Consider the following 17,298-nt stretch of genomic DNA (forward strand, 5'->3'; position numbering starts at 1 on the left):
GAAATGGGGAGGACATCATGGCTAAAACCTATAAAGCAGTAAAAATTTCCCGTGGCTCAAATGGTTGGGGCGGACCACTGGTCATTCAACCAACCGAACAGCGCAACAAGATTGTATCTGTCACCGGCGGCGGTATCCATCCACTTGTGCGACAGATTGCGGAACTCACTGGTGGTGAGGCAGTGGACGGCTTTCGTTCACCACCAATCGAAAGCGAAATGGCCGTTGTGGTTGTGGATTGCGGTGGAACGGCGCGTTGCGGCGTTTATCCACGCAAGCGCATTCCAACCGTGAACCTCACGCCAGTCGGACAATCTGGTCCATTGGCGCAGTTCATCACAGAAGACATTTATGTTTCGGGCGTAAAGCCGGAAAACATCGTTCTTGCAGATGGTTCAGCAGCTCCAGTTCAGGCAGCATCGGCTTCGGCCGAGGAAGAAAAGCCTGAATATATCGAGCAGCCAAGCGAAGGCGGCATTGTCGGCTTCATCAGCAGCATTGGCCGCGTGATGGGCCGTGTGGTTGGCATCTTCTTCCAGGCAGGCCGCCGCACCATCGACCAGGTTATTCGTAACGTATTGCCCTTCATGGCGTTTGTTACGATGCTTATCGGGCTGATCCTATATACCGGCATTGGCGATATTCTTGCGCAGCCACTCGGACCGCTCGCCAATAATATTGTTGGTTTGCTCATCCTGTCTGCAATCTGTGGTCTTCCATTCCTCTCACCAATTCTGGGACCGGGTGCGGTCATTGCACAGGTTATTGGTGTGGCAATCATCGGTCCACAAATTGCCAACGGCACCATTGCGCCTGCGATGGCTCTGCCAGCACTGTTTGCTTATAACGCGCAGGTTGGTTGTGACTTCGTACCGGTTGGCCTGGCACTTGGAGAAGCAAAGCCCAAAACAATTGAAATTGGTGTTCCCGCTGTTCTTATCAGCCGCCAGTTCATGGGACCGCTCTCGGTTCTGATTGCCTGGCTCGTCAGCCTCGCAGTGCTTTAAGCTCTAGGCCTGCCGCAACCCTAATGCGGCAGGCAAATCCCAAACATGACAATGGCGATGCTTTCAAGCATCGAACAACATACCAGGAAAGGACCGCCTCTATGTCGATACACCTCAAGACGCGGATCACCGCGATCGGCCCGGAAGTTGCGGATCTCGCCGAAGGCGGCGTTCTTATTCTCTTTGCTGATGGCTCCCCGCCAGAACTGGCCGAGGTGTCAGTCATGCATATTGTTGAAGAAGGCCCAGAGGCCTCAGCGCCTTCAATTGGCGATAAGATTGCCATCGGCTCGGTCAATGCAGAAATCACAGCCGTTGGTGAAAGTGCCTGGCAAAAAGTGCGTGAAATCGGACACGTCGTTATTTCCTTCACGGGCGCGAACTCAACCGACCGCCCGGGTGAAATCTGCGCCAGCGAAATAGTAGGCGAAGACCTTGTCGCGGCCCTGAAAGAAGGTCAGATTATCACTATCGGCAGTTGAGGGCTGATTGCTCTCTGATCGAAAATAATGTTCTAAAACAGACTATTGGAATGATTATCAAAGTCCCGGACGCTGGAATTGTTTCATCTGTTGATTTGAGGCTATAGACATGGAACGCTCGACAATCGTCCGGGTGCATGAAGGGCTGCATGCGCGCCCTGCCACGCGCTTCGTTAAACTGGCCAAGGGCTTTGAAAGCGATATTGAAATCGCCAAAGCCGGTAAAAGCGTCAGTGCCAAAAGCTCCGTTAAGCTGATGCTGCTTGGTGTGAAAGAGCTTGATGAAGTGACTGTGCGTGCCGATGGAGCGGATGCTATTGAGGCCATTGAAGCCCTGATCGGCTATCTGGAAAACCCGCAGGCTGGTATCGAAGAAACAACGGCCCCTACCCCTTCACCCAAAGCGGAAACTGCGCTTGCGACCGTGCCGCAGCCCGCGCTCACAATAGAATTGCCTGCCGGTCAGATTAAGGGCGTTAGTGCCAGTGAAGGTATTTCTCTGGGAACGGCATTTCCGTTTTTCCCAGAAGAAATCAAGCCTTCAGGTAAAAAGCTTGCTGCATCAGAAATTGATGCGGAGATCGAACATTTCAAATCGGCGATCGCAACCGTGCAGCATCGTATGGATGCCTCGCTTGCAAGCGGTAATCTCGCCGATGCTGACCGTGGCATCATTGCAGCCTTGAAAGACATTGCAGCGGATGACAGCCTGACTGACGAGTCGCTTGGGCTTATTCGTGGTGGTCTCGATGCAATTTCGGCAATGCTTGCCGCTGCCTCAACAGTTGCCGGGCAATTTGCGGCACTTGATGATCCATATCTCAATGCGCGCGCCGATGACGTGCATGCAGTCAGTCGCCAGATTTGTCTTGCGTTACTTGGAAAAGACGACATCAATCTGGAAGAACTCCCAGACGGTTCAGTTCTGATTGCCGAGGATATTGGTGCCTGGGATCTGGCGCGTGCACCACTCAAGAAGATCAAAGGTGTTGTTTGCGGACATGGTGGCGCAACATCGCATGTCGCCATTATTGCACGCACACATGGCATTCCGGCGGTTCTGGGTCTTGGCAGTGCTGTTCAACAGCTTAAGACCGCGAAAACCGTAGCAGTCGATGGAAGTTTTGGCATCGTTCACTCCGATCCGGACGAGACGACCCGCAGCGAGATCGAAGCGCGCATTGCCAAAGCCTTGCAGGACAAGCAGGCATTGGATGCTTATCGCTCAATAACGCCACGCCGTGCGGATGGAACGATTATCGAAGTCGCGGCCAATATGGGTGCGCTGGAAGAAATTGACATTGCACTTGAATCTGGAGCGATGGGTGTTGGACTGTTTCGCACCGAACTTCTCTTCATGAAGCATATTCATCTGCCATCTGAAGATATGCAGACAGAGACCTATTCAGCACTTCTGAAGGCCTTTGCACCAAACCCGGTTATCGTTCGCACACTTGATATTGGCGGCGACAAGCCAATTGCAGGGATCGAATTCCCTCAGGAGGAAAATCCGTTCCTTGGCTGGCGCGGCATTCGTATGTGCCTCGACCGCCCGGATATATTTAAGCCTCAACTCCGTGCGTTGTTGCGTGCAGCGGTCAATGGCAATCTCAAAGTGATGTTGCCGATGATTTCGGATGTCGAAGAAATACGGGCCACAAAACGGCTGATCGCAGAATGTGCCACCGAACTTAAGAACGAAGGCAAAGACTATGCTGAGGTCGATCTTGGTGTGATGATCGAAACTCCGGCGGCTGTTTTTGCTGCAAGAGAACTTGCCAAAGAATCCGCTTTCTTCTCCATCGGCACCAATGATCTGACGCAATATGTGATGGCGGCGGATAGGCTCAATCCGACCGTTGCAAAGCTAAACGATGTCAGTCATCCTGCGGTAATGGCTGCAATTGAGATGACCGCTAAAGCGGGAACCGAAGCAGGCATCATGGTTGGCATGTGCGGTGAAGCAGCAGGCAAACCAGAGCTTATCGGCGAATTTATTCGTATGGGTTTGACTGAACTCAGCATGAGCCCGGCATCCATTCCGCGTGCGAAAAAACTAATCGCGGACATGTTCGCAAACTAAACTGCGTAGGCGATACAAGTATTAGAAACCCGGACCATGAGCCGGGTTTTTTCTTATGGAAGATGCGCCAGCAATGTTTGGAAAAGGACTTCAAGCTGCGATTGATCGCGTTCTTCTGCTGCCTGCATGAGGCGCTCCTGCCGCACATCCAATGCCAGAATAGCGCTTTCCAAAGGATCGATGCCCGCGAGATCCGCGGGTTTCAAAGTCATCAAACCACAGGCAAGGCTGACAGCCGCAAAGCAGGACACTTCAAACTGACGCAAAGCCTGCGGATCGCAGTGACCCTCCATCGAAATAAACCGGACGGGTCTTTCCAAAAGCAGTTGATTGAAAATTGCTGTAATGACTTTTGCGGTCGCGGCTAATCTGTTCTCACCGGATTCTGCGGCAAACACGCTTTTGAGCGAAGCAGCGTGGTTCCGTGCCAGCCTGTCATGAACTGTGACAAAGACTGCTTCCTGAATCAGCACATTTTGCAACTGATGCCGGCGCAGCACTTCCTTGGTAAGATAATACATATCTTTACGGAAAGCCCGAATACCCTCAGCGGAGCCACCAAAGTAGATCGCGAGACTCTTCACATGCGGCGCGCTGCTATGCATATTCGGATCAGACGAAATGAGCGAGATCGAAATCGTTTCAGCTGTGGTGAGCGCCTTGTCCATCATGCTGGCCGCGTGGCCCAGCAGCAGTTCTGGAGAAACAATTTCACCGGGACGCGATGAGGCCTGATCTGCACGCAAACTTTCATCACGATTGCGACGGATCATGTAGCGGACTTCGCGCAGACGGTCCTTCAGATTGACTGCAATTTCTTCCGAAAGAATGCGTAACATATTCGTTTTCCTCACCGACAACGCCATGATAACAGAATGGTCAACGCATAGGAATTATTGTTTGCGTTCACATGGAAAAGCAATAGTTTAACAAGAAGATCATCACTTCGATAACATTGTATTTTGCTATAAATTTGAGGGATAGTTTTGAAAAAGGCTGGCAAGCAGACAAAGAAAAATGCTGACGTAGCAGACCTCATCATCGGTTCTGAAGGTGTAGCTGCGGAAAACCGTACAAGCCGTCTGAGAACACGCGCCGCATGGATGTATTACGTCGAGCAGATGACCCAGAATGATATTGCGGAAGCGCTGGGTGTTGGTCGTGTCACAATCGTTCGCCTGCTTGCAGATGCCCGCGCCCGCAATGAAGTCAAGATTACCATTGAAGGCAAGCTGGCAAGCCTGACGGCCCTTGAAGTCGAGCTTGAAAAGACCTTTGGTCTTGAGCGCGCCATTGTTGCGCCGCTCTCATCCGCCGATATTGATCCGATTCCACCGATCAGTGCAGCAACAGGCGCCTATCTTTCGGAAAAAGTGCAGCACGGTATGACAATCGGCGTGGGCTGGGGCCGAACCCTGTCCAGCACGCTGCAACATATCGGCGCGCGGCCGCTCAATGATCTCAAGGTAATTTCTCTGCTTGGTGGCATCGTACAGCCACGGCGGTCTAACCCACCCGAATTTGCATGGCAATTTGCGCAGATCTTTCAGGGCGAAGGCTATCTGATCCCAGCGCCAGCTCTGGTTGACAGCAAAGAAACCCGAATAGCACTGATTGAGCGCTGCGGGTTGAATACCGTGCTTGATATGGCAGAGCAACTCGACATGGTGCTGCTCAGCGTCGGCGATATTCAGACGGCCAGCAGCACTTCTTATCGAGTTGGTCTGATTGATGAGCAGCAGAAAATATCGCTCATCAAAAACGGTGCCGTCGGCGACGTGCTGTTTCACTTCTATGATATAAACGGCAAGATCGTCGATGATCCGGTGCATGATCGTGTCATGTCAGCCAAGATCGAGAGCCTTCAGAAGACGCCTCAGCGCATTCTGACATCCGGTGGCAAAGAAAAAATCGCAGCATTGCTAGGCGCAGTTGAACTTCTGAAGCCGACCGTGCTCATCACCGATGAGGAAAGCGCCGCGCAGATGCTGAAAGACAAAGCGGCATCGCACTAAAGTCAAAAAGCGCATCGTTGCAAAACGATGCGCTTTTTTGATTGCTTTGTTCTGATATTAATTGGCGGCGGCTGCGCATTCTTTCAGGATTTGCAGCACAGCAGCCCGCTCTTCAATTTGTGGCATATGTCCACAACCTGCGAAGATATGGACACCCACTTTACCCGGCAGACCATGCGCATGAGACGCGGGAATGACCCGGTCTTCCGCACCGAAGATGAGCCGCACGGGCATTGCAAGTGATGCAATGCTTGAGCGCACCTCAAAGGTCTGTGTGCCATCAGCAAAGAACCGCGCGCCAATTGCTTCTTGCGTATCACGCAATTCTGTATCAGCAGCCTGAGCGACAGTGGCATTGATGAACGGCTTTGTCAGATGGCTGTCATCAGCGACAAGCACTTTAAGCCAGGGAACGATGCTGGCTTCGCTTTTTGCGCCGACAAGACCCGTTATAAATGCGCCATTGACCTGCGGGCCTAAACCACCCGACGAAATCAACAACAGCGAGCGCACATCGACAACACCGCGGGTTGCCGTGACAGTCGCGACCGCACCGCCCAGCGAATGTCCGACCAGCACACAAGCAGATACATTCAGTGATGCGAGCGTTGCTTCGACGCTTGCGGCAATGTCGTCAATGCTTGCAGGAACGGCGCGTGGTGAATTGCCGTGTCCCGGAAGATCGAGTGCAAGGATTGGATGGCCGAGCGACGCACCGGCAAACAATCCACGCCAAGAGTTCAGATCCGCCGCATAGCCATGGATCAGAACGATAGGTAGTAGGCCTGCATCACCCTCGCGCAACCAAACTGCATTAAGCAGTCCCGGAGCAATCGATTCAGCAGTGTTTCTCACTGGCGGTTTACCTGCAACCGCAGCTATGGCAGGCTTCGCAACGCTGATATTGCCTTCAACGTCCTTTTTCTGCACACGGCCTTTCGGGCCCGAGCCTTGAACGGACTTGAGGTCGATACCTGCCTCACGCGCAAGCCGACGTGCGAGCGGTGTAGCCCGCACATCATTGGCTGAACTCGGCTCAAAGTCCTGGGAGGATTTTGGTTCAGCCTGTTTTGATGCGACTGGCTCGATAACAGCTTCTACGGGTACAGCGGCAACTGGCTCTTCAACGACCGAAGTTGACTTAGCATTGCGCTCTTCGCCTTCAGCATAAATCCAGGCGACGGCCTGACCAACGGGTACAACAGCCCCTTCAGCAGCACTAATATCTGCGATGATGCCGGATGCTGGCGCATCAACTTCCATCGCCGCCTTGTCGGTCTCGATTTCAAAGAGAAGCTGACCTTTCGTGACGGTATCGCCATCCTTGGCAAACCATCGCGAAATCTGCCCTGTCTCCATATCCATATCGACCTTGGGGAGAATGACTTCCACAGCCATGGTCAGCGCACTCCTTTGGCCAGATCACGAGCGCTTTTCAGGATATCAGGCACCTGCGGAACGGTCGCGCGTTCAAGATCAGGATTATAAGGAATTGGTGTTTCGGCTCCGCCCAGACGCACAATCGGCGCATCGAGGTAATCGAACGCATCACTTTCTGCGACGATAGCAGAGATTTCAGCACCGATGCCGAGCGTCTTAACCGCTTCATAAACGCAAAGAAGCTTTGACGTCTTCTTGACGCTTTTAATGATGGTTTCGCGATCAATCGGACGCACAGTGCGCAGATCAATCACCTCAACATCAATGCCTTCTTTGGCAAGTTCAGCAGCCGCTTCAAGCGACTTATGCACCATAATAGCTGTGGCAACGATTGTCAGATCACGGCCTTCGCGAACTACTTCCGCCTTACCGATTGGTACGGTGTAAAAGCCTTCAGGCACCGGGCCCTTGGTCTTATAAAGCAGCTTGTGCTCGAAAATCATGACCGGGTCAGGATCTTCAACGGCTGCAAGCAACATGCCCTTGGCATCATAGGGTGTTGAAGGCTGCAAAACCTTGAGACCCGGAACATGACCCAGCCAAGCCTCTAAGCTCTGGCTGTGCTGTGCAGCAGCACCCGTTCCCGAACCTGCCGGAAAGCGCATGACTAGCGGAACAGAAACTGCACCTCCAAGCATATAGCGAATTTTCGCTGCCTGATTGACGATCTGCTCCATGGCAAGGGCTGCAAAATCAGAAAACTGGAACTCAAAAATCGGGCGCATGCCGGTCAGTGCTGCACCGACCGCTACACCTGCACCACCCAGTTCTGAAATCGGGGTGTCCATGACCCGGTCTTCGCCAAAGCGATGCACCAGATCCCCTGTCACCTGAAACGCGCCGCCATAGACGCCAATATCTTCACCCATCAGGAACACGCGGTCGTCGCGTTCCATGGCAATCGCCATTGCTTCCTGAATGGCTTGCGAATAGCTCAACTCACGGATTGTCGTGTCCATGTTCAAATATCGTCCGTGTAAACGTCGCGGGTAAGGTTGGTAAGATCAGGCGCCGGGCTGTTCTTGGCGAATTCAATCGCGTCAGCGATTTCCTTTTCCACCTCAGTACGAATTGCCTCGATCTCGGCGTCATTGATGAAGCCATAGGCTTTCAAATCGGCCTCAAAATGCGCGATAGGATCGCGATCATTCTGCCAATGCTCAATTTCTTCCTTGGTGCGATAGCGGTTGCGATCGCTCTTGGAATGACCACGAATGCGGTATGTTTTGTTTTCAATCAGCGTTGGTCCATCGCCGCGCCGTGCGCGTTCGCTGGCCTCGTTGACGGCCTCTGCCACTTCCGACAGATTGTTACCGTCCACGATCACACCCGGCATGTTATAAGCCGAGGCGCGGTCAGCGACATTGGCAACTGCCGTTGAACGCTTGGTCGATGTAGACATGCCGTAGCCGTTGTTTTCGCAGATGAAAACGACTGGCAGCTTCCAAACTGAGGCCATGTTGAGCGCTTCATGAAACGCGCCTTCATTATTCGCACCGTCACCAAAGAATGACACGACAACCTTGCCGTTTTTCTGCTTCTTAGCAGAGAGTGCAGCACCAACGGCAATCGGAATACCTCCGCCGACAATGCCATTTGCACCGAGATTTCCCTTTGAAACGTCAGCAATATGCATCGAGCCGCCACGGCCTTTGCAGTAGCCGGTTTCCTTGCCGAAAAACTCGGCAAACATGCGCTTCACATCTGCACCCTTGGCGATGCAATGACCATGACCACGATGGGTCGAGGTGATCATATCATCGTCATTGAGCGGCAGGCACGATCCCATCGCGCTCGCTTCCTGCCCGATGGAAAGATGCATCGTTCCGTGAATGAGGCCGCGCGTGTAGCTTTCTTCCGCGCCCTCTTCAAAGCGGCGGATAAGATACATCTTATGCAAGGCTTCTTTGAGCTGCTCTGGCGAATAAGTGCGAAAAGCATAAGGCAAGTTGTGACGGTCGCCCGTATCCTGCGGTTCGACTTTTTTGGCTTGAACCATGATGTTTTGTCCTCACGCTCCGTAAACGAGCTTGTCCTGACGTGCGCGCAGCTCGGCAATCTTGGAGCCGGGCGCTACAGCCGCATTGTCGTAAGTGATCAGTTCGCCCTTTTTGATCGGCTTGGTCACGCTACCGCCTTGTAGCAATCCGCAAGGGATCGCATGCGCGCTTCTTGCTTCACCGGAAGTCATGATCCATGCGCGGTAGCAATACTCACCAATGGCATCGAGCTTTTCGCCAGGCTGCATGTCCTTCTTGGCAACCGCAGCCACTTCCGCAACCGGCTTTGACAATGGAACCATGTCCGGCTTGCCGTAAAGAACAACGCGAGCGCAGGTAAGCGGCACTTCGAGCGACGTCAGGTGATAAGGGCGATGGAATGTGAAGTATGGACCCTTGCCCATTTTCAGATCTTCCATACGCTCGGAAATACGCGGATGCGACATGTCGGCGACAACAAACACGCCCGGAGCAACGCCCTTGCCGATGGAGTAATCTACGACGCCAACCTTCGACAAAAGGCCGCCATCCTTTTCAGGGATCAGCGTCTTGTTAAGCTGATCAAGGGTTGCAGCAGGGCCGTGCATACCGGCTTTATCGGGCACAAGACCTGTCGCATTGGCAATGGCAGCCATTTCGACCATGGTTTTTGAACCATCAACGAATTCTACCAACATGCGCACGTTCATATTACGGCGCGTGGCTTCCTCCATATATTGATCAGGAACCGCATCAATATTGAGCGGATTGTTCTTGCCCTTGCCAGCGGCCACAATTGGGTGGCCCATGGCGGACACGAACTCGATCAGCTCCATACAGGATGATGGCTCGTCCCCTGCACCCAGCGAATAGGTGACGCCAAGACGCTCCGCTTCTGCTTTCAGGTAAGCACCGATGGTGACGTCGGCTTCGACATTCATCATGACCAGATGTTTGCCATGCTCCATGGCACGCAGGCCGATCTCTGCGCCAACAGCGGGAACGCCAGTCGCATCAATCACAACATCGATAAGATCATTTTCAAGGATAAGATTTGCGTTGTCTGTGACGGCAACCTTATGCGCTTCCATCGCGGCGGTCAGATCAGACGCGGTCGAGACTTCGCGACCATGCCCTTCTTCCTGAAACGCAATATCAACGGCCTTAAGTGCATTAGGAACGCGCAGTTCGGAGATGGCACCAACCTCAATGCCCGGCATATGTGCAACACGGGTGACAATGTCAGTGCCCATTTCGCCGGAGCCAATCAGTCCAATACGGATCGGTCGTCCGCTGTCCGCCCGCGCCTGCATATCGCGCGCCAAACCTGTCAACGCCACATTGGTTGCCATCGTTTCCTCCTGAACGTCTCTGCAAAACGCTTGCAGTCTCCTCTGATACCCTATCGATTACTGAACATTTGTTTTTAAGTCAATACCAGTGTTCACATTGATCGCATTTGACGCCCACCAAAATGCCATCTTGTTATTCAACTTTAGTTTGCTATAGAATACAAATGTTCTGCCGTTTCGCATAACTCAAATTTTGAAATGTCGACACGTAAGAGCTAACAATGGCGTTCTGTGAGCTCGATGCACTTTGGGAGTGCTTCGGGGGGAGGAGAAATAAATGGACGCGTTTCTGAGCGGACTAAAAACGGCAGTCGATACGCTTGGGGCAACGGTTCTGTTGCCTATCGTCATCTTCATTATAGCGGTGGTTCTTGGCGCCAAAGTAGGCAAAGCCTTCCGCGCTGCGATCACCATCGGTGTCGCTTTCATCGGTATTAATCTGGTTCTGGGTTTGATGTTCACCTCTATCGGTGAAGTCGCTCAGGCAATCGTCACCAACACAGGCATCAAGCGTGATATCGTTGATGTGGGCTGGCCTTCCGCTGCGGCAATCGCCTTTGGCTCGTCGGTGGGCCTATGGGTTATTCCAGTCGGCATTCTGGTCAACATCGCGCTTCTATTGATGCGCTGGACCCGAACGCTGAATGTCGATGTGTGGAATTTTTGGCACTTTGCCTTCGTTGGATCGCTGGTAGTGGCCGCAACCGATAACATCGCTTACGGTATTATTGTTGCAGCGCTTGTTGCCGCTCTGTCTCTGCTCTTTGCAGATTGGTCGGCACGTGCTGTTCAGCAATTCTATGGCATTCCTGGCGTTTCCGTGCCGCATCTGGCTTCCGCACAAATCCTGCCAATCGCGATTGTGCTCAACTGGATCATGGATCGCATTCCTGGCATCAACAAAATCAACATCAACACCGAAACCATTGAGCGCCGCTTTGGGGTTTTTGGTGAGCCGGTTGTGATGGGGTTGATCATCGGTCTCGTGCTCGGTCTTATCGCATTCTATAATGCGGGCGACTTCGGTACGGTGCTTGCCAAGGTACTTGGCACCGGTATGACACTGGCAGCGGTTATGTTGCTGTTGCCGCGTATGGTCAAAATCCTGATGGAAGGCCTGCTCCCGGTTTCTGATGCGGCGCAGGAATTTGTGCGCAAGCGTACAGGTGACCGCGAACTGCTCGTTGGTCTCGATTCGGCTATCCTTATCGGCCATCCGGCAGCTATCTCGTCGGCGCTCATTCTTGTGCCGATTGCGATTATCCTATCCGTCATCCTGCCGGGCAACCGCGTGATCCTGTTTGCTGATCTTGCAGTTATCCCATTCATCGTTGCCATGACGGCTCCGCTTCTGAAAGGAAACGTGTTCCGAATGGTTGTGGTGGGTACTATCACTTTGGCAATTGGCTTCTATGTTGCCAATGCGCTTGCTCCGCTCTTTACAAGTGCGGCGGTATCTTCCGGCTTCAAACTGCCTGAAAATGCCTTGCAGATTACTTCGGTGGTTGATGGGTTCCTTTGGGTTCCTGATATTATCATCAAAACAATCAGCTGGCTTGGTGGTACGGTTGGCGTAGCAGTCATTGCTGCCGTTATCGCCCTGCTGTTCATACTCTATCGTCGCAACACACTCGCCTGGGAACGTGCGGCTGGCGCAGAAGATGAACCTGTAGAAGAAAAGATTGCCTGATACTGGCCATCAATTCTGCACTATAATCAAAGCCGCACGTCAGCTCGACGTGCGGTCTTTTCCAAATGGAGAATGCAATGGCAGCTGGTTTGATTGATTATCTCGACCCACAAGCAATTGAGCTTCAGAGCGAAGCAAAAACAAATGAAGAAATTATCCGTATTTTAGCAGGCAAGCTCGAACAGCTCGGTTACGTAAAGCCAAGCTATGCCGATGCCGTTGTCGCCCGCGAATTATCGATGCCAACCGGCTTACCACTTGAGCGCGTCGACAATGTTGCCGTACCGCATACCGATCCAGAACATGTAATCAAGGCTGGCGTCGCGTTTGCAACGCTGAAATCACCTATCAGCTTTGCCAACATGGAAGACCCGGAAGAAACCGTTCCAGTTGGTTACGTCTTTCTGCTTGCTATCGATGACAAAGACAAACAGATTGAAACCTTGCAGCAGATCATGACAACCATTCAGGACGCTGATGCACTCGACCGACTGAAGGCCGCACGCACTTTAGAAGACGTTCGATCTGCTCTGTAAGAGATGACGATCCGCGGAATGCATAATCTTTACGGGCGAGACCAATAAACAGAATACGACATTTGTGCACCTTGAAGGGTGCATAAGCCTACTTGGAGGAAATCATGGCTAAAATGAAAACAATTCTCTTCGCATGCGGCACAGGGGTAGCAACATCTACTGCAGTGAATGCGGCTGTTACCGAAGAAATGAAAAAGCGCGGCCTGACTTTCAACGCTCAGCAGGCAAAAGCAACCGAAGTTCCTTCGATGGCGGATAATGTGGACTTCATCGTCTCCACCACACCAATTTCTGCTTCGGTAACGAAGACGGTTATCAAAGGCCTGCCATTTCTGACCGGCATCGGCAAAGACAAGGCATTCGACGATATTGAAGCAGAATTGCGGAAATAGTAATTTATTTCTGGCTCGTGCAGAACAGAAATAGCCCAGCAATCGAATGAATAGTTATCGCCTCCACAACGAACCGTCGTGGAGGCGAAATATTACCTAGAGATAACGGCGCGGATTGGCTGCCAGATAGAATGTGTTGATCAGCGTGTTGATATCAAACACAGGCAAGCCGGATTCTTCCGCAACAAATGACGAAAATGGGCACATGTTGGTGCATTCAAACAGGATTGCACCAGGATTGTCACAGCTCGCCATGAACGCACGCGTCATTTCCAGCATTTCTTCCTTCAACACATCCGTATCAAGATAATCGCGCCCTTCGATATAGGTTTGCGGAAACTCTGCATTCTCCTTCATACCCTGCACCTGAACCGGGATCACTTCCGACGACCAGCCGACGCCTTTGAAATGGGCGTCATTCATGTGGTGCGCGCGCTCGGTAAACACACCAATGACTTTGCCGGGAGCTAGCATTGCATGGACAATCGGTGCTTGCATCAAAGCAGATGTGAAGACGGGAATATTAACCGCAGCCGCAATATCTTTTTGGAATGGTCCCAGGAATCCGCAGCTCGTGGTGATGGCGCGGACACCTTCTGCTTCAAGTTCTCGCGCAGCCTCGATAAAGGGTTCAATGAGTTTTGGATCCGGGTTGTCGCCCATGATACGCGTGGCATGCGCACCTTTCACCGTCTTGTAGCGAACGGGAAAATCATAGGACAGTGCGTTACCGATATCGCCTGCGGGACGCGGGAAAATCGTGTCCAGCATCAGCACGCCAATCTGCTGGCCATAGTTGGTAAAGCCACCTTTGAGCATCACAGTGAGATTCCTTTGTATTCAGAAATTTAGTGGCCGAAACGTGCGGGCGAGAAGTCGCGAGCGCGTTCAGAGGCGACATTGTTGATTGCGTCGAGAACCATGTCAGCAGTTTTGGGGGCTGCCGCGATCCCGATATGACCATGGCCAAAGGCCGCAATAATTCCGGGATAGCGCATGAGTTTTCCGATCACAGGCACCCCATCAGAGGGCGAAGGCCGGTGTCCCATCCAGAGCTTGAGGTGCTGTAAATCTTGCTTGGCCAGATTGGGATAGCTCGCCAACGCGTGTTTCAACAAAACCTCAGAGCGCCTCCAGTCTGGTGCCTTCTCAACGGTTGCCAGCTCGACTTGACCGGACAAGCGCAGCCCCATATTGGTTGGGGTATTCCCCATCCGTCCCGTACTCGGCATGATCGGAATATCGAAGGGAAGCTCTGCCATCGGCAAAGTTACGTGATAGCCGCGCTCGCTTTGCATCGGCACATGCATGCCCAGATCATTCATGATGCGCCCCGAGTGGATTCCGGCGGCAAGCACTATATGATCAGCAGCGAGGCTTTCATTGCTGTCCAAAACAACACGCGGTGACACACCTGCAAGCACGCGCACGACATTCTTGCGGATATATTGAACGCCGGATTTTTCAGCCTGTGCGGCAATCCCGGCAACATATCCGCCAGTATCGAGGCAATGCGCGCCTTCCGTTACATGAATGGCAAAGCGGTAATTATTTCCAAGCGCTGGAATGCGCTCGCGCAGTTCCGTTTCCTCCCATTCATCGAACAGGATGCCATTATCGCGACGCAACTGCCAGCTCAGTGCTTCCGCTTCAAATGCCGTGCGATCAGGATAAGCATAAAGCAGGCCCTTCTGCACAATGAGATGGTCCTGTCCGGTCTTGTGCGCCAGCTCCCGATGACGCTTGGGTCCGTCATTAAGCAACCAGTTCAGTTTAGCAGCAGTCTTCGTCACCCGAGATTTTGTGGCGCCGGCCAGCAGAAAACGCGTGAGCCATGGCATGAGCCTTGGGACGGATTTCCAGTCCAGTGTAAGCGGGCCATTGCGATCCAGCAGAAAGCCCGGCACCTGCCGCCAGAGACCCGGCATACTCATGGGAATGATAGAAGCGGGACTGATCCAGCCCCCATTGCCATAGCTTGCACTTTGTTCACCGCCCGGTTCTGAGCCGTCGCACAGCGTTACCTTCAGGCCAGCCTCGGCAAGTCGCAAAGCGATTGTGGAGCCGATAATGCCAGCCCCAACGACAATAACATTGCCTGTCATGACATCTATCCGTTCTGCGCGTGCGCTTATGCGAGGCCGCCATGGAAATGGCTTAAGAATTCACGGGTTGCAGCTTCACGTGGCTCATTGATCATCTGTCGAGCATCGCCAGTTTCAACGACGTAGCCGTCCTGCATGAAGATGACTTTGTCCGCGACATCACGAGCAAAAGCCATTTCATGGGTTACGAGGATCATCGTCATGCCCTGCTCTGCCAGTTGCCGGATGACGGCGAGCACTTCGCCGACCAGCGCCGGATCAAGCGCCGATGTGGCCTCATCAAACAGCATAACCTCGGGACGCATCGCGAGCGCTCTTGCAATCGCCACACGCTGTTTCTGCCCGCCTGAAAGCTGCTCCGGTCTGGCATCTGCACGCGTCGCAAGCCCGACCTTTTCCAACAATTCCATCGCCAACTGTCGTGCTGCTTTTTTATCCTGCTTTAGCACTGTGACCGGCCCGACCATGACGTTATCGATCACGCTCATATGCGGGAACAGATTGAAGTTCTGAAACACCATACCCGTATTGGCGCGGAACGCAGCAAGATATTTATCCTTCAGCGATACGTTGCCTGAAGAGAAATCAATCTTTTGATCTCCGATTGCGACATAGCCCGCATCTGGAAGCGACAGCAGATTTAGGCTGCGCAGCAGTGTCGATTTGCCGGAGCCACTCGGCCCAATCAGCGCAACCACCTGGCCACGCTCAACGGTGAGGCTAATGTTGCGCAGCACTTCGATGTCGCCAAAAGACTTTTTAAGCCCACGCACTTCGATCATCGGTTCAGTTTTCATGGCTTATCTCCACAAGGCTTGCTTGCTTCATTCGATACGTCATTTCAGCTTGCCTTCCAGCCCATGAGCGAGGCGTGTGAGAGGGAAGAGCACTGCGAGATAAAGCACTGCAATCAAGGTGTAGGTTTCAAGCGGACGGTAGGTTGCCGATGTTACAAGCTGGCCCTGGTAAAGAAGATCGGGCACTGCGAGAACTGACAGAAGCGATGTGTTTTTCAGCTGAAGCACGGACTGGTTGACCAGCGGCGGCACCATGCGACGGAGCGCCTGTGGCAGGATGATCTTACCCATTAATTGACCGCGACGCATACCAATCGCGCGTCCAGCGTCCCACTGCCCTGCATCGATGGAAACAATGCCGCCACGGATGATTTCTGCGTAAAATGCAGCACCATAAAATGTCAGCGTGATGAAAGCTGCCATAGCTGGCGAAATTTCAAGGCCTATCAGCATCGGGAGCGCGTAATAGCACCAGACAAGCTGCACCAGCACCGGCGTACAACGGAAGATTTCTACAACCGTCATAATAGGGACGGTGATAATCTTATTGCCGGAAAGCCTGCCAAGAGCGAAGACCGTTCCAACGAAGATGCCAGAAATAACCGTTATAATCGTGAAACCTACGGTATAGGCCAGACCTTGGGCGAATAATCCTCGATATTGCCAAAGGCCCGAAAAGTCCCATTGATAGTCCATTAATTCACTCTTTCTGACATCCCGGCAAAGGCACGGGAGGACGTTGAGCTGAACAACCAGTGCCCAAGCGACAGAATATCGAACACCGGTACGCCACAGGCTTTTGCGACCGCTTGCGCGAATGGCGGCATGTTCGTGCACTCAAGAATGACGGCACCCAGATCAGGTTCGCGTGACCGCAATTGCTGTGCCGCATGAATGATTTCAGCTTCAAGGGCAGTGCGGTCGTAAATTCCACTGCCTTCGATTAGTTCACGAAATGCGCCGCCGTCTGGCATGCCGATCCGAGGTGTGTTGATGTCGGCACCGCAATCCAGAAAGATTGCCTCATCAAGGCTCGCTTCGTCATAGGTGATCACACCGACTTTGCGGTTCTGACCAATCAGTGCGTTCACCACCGGCAATTGCAGCAAGCTGGACGTTGCGACCGGTACCGATAGTCTCTCACTTAAAACAGTTTGATGCCGCGCCATGAAACCGCAAGACGTGACCAGCGCACTGCACCCTTCGGCGATAAGAGCATTACCAGCCTCAACGAAGTCTTCAATCAATCCAGCGCCGCGCTGGCGGATGATCTTATCGGCTGATGCGCCAAGCACCTTCCTAAACCGCACCGGCATATCCCATGATGCCGGATTGCCAACATCTCCGGGCGGCCTTGGAAAGTCGGTGTCAAGCATGATGACACCGAGTGATTTTTGCTCTAACTGCATGATGGTTGACG

General features: G+C 52.8%; 17 protein-coding genes. 7 read left to right on the plus strand and 10 right to left on the minus strand.

Annotated elements, in window-relative coordinates:
* Positions 1–17: 17 nt before the first annotated feature.
* The 3 genes from srlE (at position 18) to ptsP (ending at position 3,572) form a co-directional block, all read left to right on the plus strand.
* A complete protein-coding gene (srlE, locus tag ACOZHT_RS16745; RefSeq protein ID WP_339510988.1) occupies positions 18–1,007 on the plus strand; it encodes a PTS glucitol/sorbitol transporter subunit IIB in 990 nt (329 codons plus the stop codon).
* A gap of 101 nt (positions 1,008–1,108) precedes the next feature.
* Positions 1,109–1,489, plus strand: coding sequence for a PTS glucitol/sorbitol transporter subunit IIA (locus tag ACOZHT_RS16750; RefSeq protein ID WP_421566074.1), 381 nt, complete (start codon positions 1,109–1,111; stop codon positions 1,487–1,489).
* Positions 1,490–1,598: 109 nt separating this feature from the next.
* Positions 1,599–3,572 carry a phosphoenolpyruvate--protein phosphotransferase gene (gene ptsP, locus ACOZHT_RS16755; RefSeq protein ID WP_421566075.1) on the plus strand — a complete coding sequence of 658 codons (1,974 nt, stop codon included), beginning with the start codon at positions 1,599–1,601 and terminating at the stop codon, positions 3,570–3,572.
* A gap of 53 nt (positions 3,573–3,625) precedes the next feature.
* Here the strand turns inward: ptsP and ACOZHT_RS16760 are convergent, their stop codons facing one another.
* Positions 3,626–4,411 (minus strand): hypothetical protein, encoded by a 786-nt coding sequence (locus ACOZHT_RS16760; RefSeq protein WP_421566076.1) that lies wholly within the window; start codon positions 4,409–4,411, stop codon positions 3,626–3,628.
* 147 nt (positions 4,412–4,558) lie between these two features.
* Here ACOZHT_RS16760 and ACOZHT_RS16765 point away from each other — a divergent pair, with 147 nt between their 5' ends.
* A complete protein-coding gene (locus ACOZHT_RS16765) occupies positions 4,559–5,587 on the plus strand; it encodes a sugar-binding transcriptional regulator (RefSeq protein ID WP_421566077.1) in 1,029 nt (342 codons plus the stop codon).
* Between the two features lie 57 nt (positions 5,588–5,644).
* Here the strand turns inward: ACOZHT_RS16765 and ACOZHT_RS16770 are convergent, their stop codons facing one another.
* The 4 genes from ACOZHT_RS16770 to ACOZHT_RS16785 are packed head-to-tail and all read right to left on the minus strand — an operon-like array spanning position 5,645 to position 10,358.
* Positions 5,645–6,985: an acetoin dehydrogenase dihydrolipoyllysine-residue acetyltransferase subunit gene (locus ACOZHT_RS16770; protein WP_339510978.1), complete on the minus strand. Its 1,341-nt coding sequence runs from the start codon at positions 6,983–6,985 to the stop codon at positions 5,645–5,647.
* Between the two features lie 2 nt (positions 6,986–6,987).
* Positions 6,988–7,986, minus strand: a complete 999-nt coding sequence (locus tag ACOZHT_RS16775; RefSeq protein WP_310014596.1) for an alpha-ketoacid dehydrogenase subunit beta — start codon at positions 7,984–7,986, stop codon at positions 6,988–6,990.
* Positions 7,987–7,988: 2 nt separating this feature from the next.
* A complete protein-coding gene (locus ACOZHT_RS16780; protein WP_339510973.1) occupies positions 7,989–9,026 on the minus strand; it encodes a thiamine pyrophosphate-dependent dehydrogenase E1 component subunit alpha in 1,038 nt (345 codons plus the stop codon).
* 12 nt (positions 9,027–9,038) lie between these two features.
* Entirely contained in the window at positions 9,039–10,358 is a 1,320-nt protein-coding gene (locus ACOZHT_RS16785; protein ID WP_421566078.1) for an NAD(P)H-dependent oxidoreductase, read from the minus strand.
* A 277-nt stretch (positions 10,359–10,635) separates the two neighbouring features.
* On the opposite strand from ACOZHT_RS16785, the gene ACOZHT_RS16790 reads away from it, so the two are divergent.
* The 3 genes from ACOZHT_RS16790 (at position 10,636) to ACOZHT_RS16800 (ending at position 12,976) form a co-directional block, all read left to right on the plus strand.
* Positions 10,636–12,048, plus strand: coding sequence for a PTS galactitol transporter subunit IIC (locus ACOZHT_RS16790; protein WP_339510969.1), 1,413 nt, complete (start codon positions 10,636–10,638; stop codon positions 12,046–12,048).
* Between the two features lie 77 nt (positions 12,049–12,125).
* A complete protein-coding gene (locus ACOZHT_RS16795) occupies positions 12,126–12,584 on the plus strand; it encodes a PTS sugar transporter subunit IIA (protein WP_339510967.1) in 459 nt (152 codons plus the stop codon).
* Between the two features lie 104 nt (positions 12,585–12,688).
* A complete protein-coding gene (locus ACOZHT_RS16800; RefSeq protein WP_339510965.1) occupies positions 12,689–12,976 on the plus strand; it encodes a PTS sugar transporter subunit IIB in 288 nt (95 codons plus the stop codon).
* Positions 12,977–13,072: 96 nt separating this feature from the next.
* On the opposite strand, the gene ACOZHT_RS16805 is transcribed toward ACOZHT_RS16800, so the two are convergent.
* Genes ACOZHT_RS16805 through ACOZHT_RS16825 form a run of 5 tightly spaced genes read right to left on the minus strand, consistent with a single transcriptional unit; the run spans position 13,073 to position 17,287 of the window.
* Positions 13,073–13,795: an aspartate/glutamate racemase family protein gene (locus ACOZHT_RS16805; protein ID WP_421566170.1), complete on the minus strand. Its 723-nt coding sequence runs from the start codon at positions 13,793–13,795 to the stop codon at positions 13,073–13,075.
* Between the two features lie 29 nt (positions 13,796–13,824).
* Positions 13,825–15,081 carry an FAD-dependent oxidoreductase gene (locus ACOZHT_RS16810; protein WP_339510961.1) on the minus strand — a complete coding sequence of 419 codons (1,257 nt, stop codon included), beginning with the start codon at positions 15,079–15,081 and terminating at the stop codon, positions 13,825–13,827.
* A 26-nt stretch (positions 15,082–15,107) separates the two neighbouring features.
* Positions 15,108–15,878 carry an amino acid ABC transporter ATP-binding protein gene (locus tag ACOZHT_RS16815; RefSeq protein WP_421566079.1) on the minus strand — a complete coding sequence of 257 codons (771 nt, stop codon included), beginning with the start codon at positions 15,876–15,878 and terminating at the stop codon, positions 15,108–15,110.
* A 39-nt stretch (positions 15,879–15,917) separates the two neighbouring features.
* The gene (locus tag ACOZHT_RS16820; RefSeq protein ID WP_339510957.1) at positions 15,918–16,574 is read right to left on the minus strand and encodes an amino acid ABC transporter permease; all 657 of its coding nucleotides are present in this window, start codon (positions 16,572–16,574) and stop codon (positions 15,918–15,920) included.
* Entirely contained in the window at positions 16,574–17,287 is a 714-nt protein-coding gene (locus ACOZHT_RS16825) for an aspartate/glutamate racemase family protein (protein WP_421566080.1), read from the minus strand. The genes ACOZHT_RS16820 and ACOZHT_RS16825 overlap by 1 nt, the downstream gene beginning before the upstream one ends.
* Positions 17,288–17,298 lie beyond the last annotated feature (11 nt).

This window comes from Ochrobactrum sp. EDr1-4, assembly GCF_049199085.1.
In the GTDB taxonomy this organism is placed as follows: domain Bacteria; phylum Pseudomonadota; class Alphaproteobacteria; order Rhizobiales; family Rhizobiaceae; genus Brucella.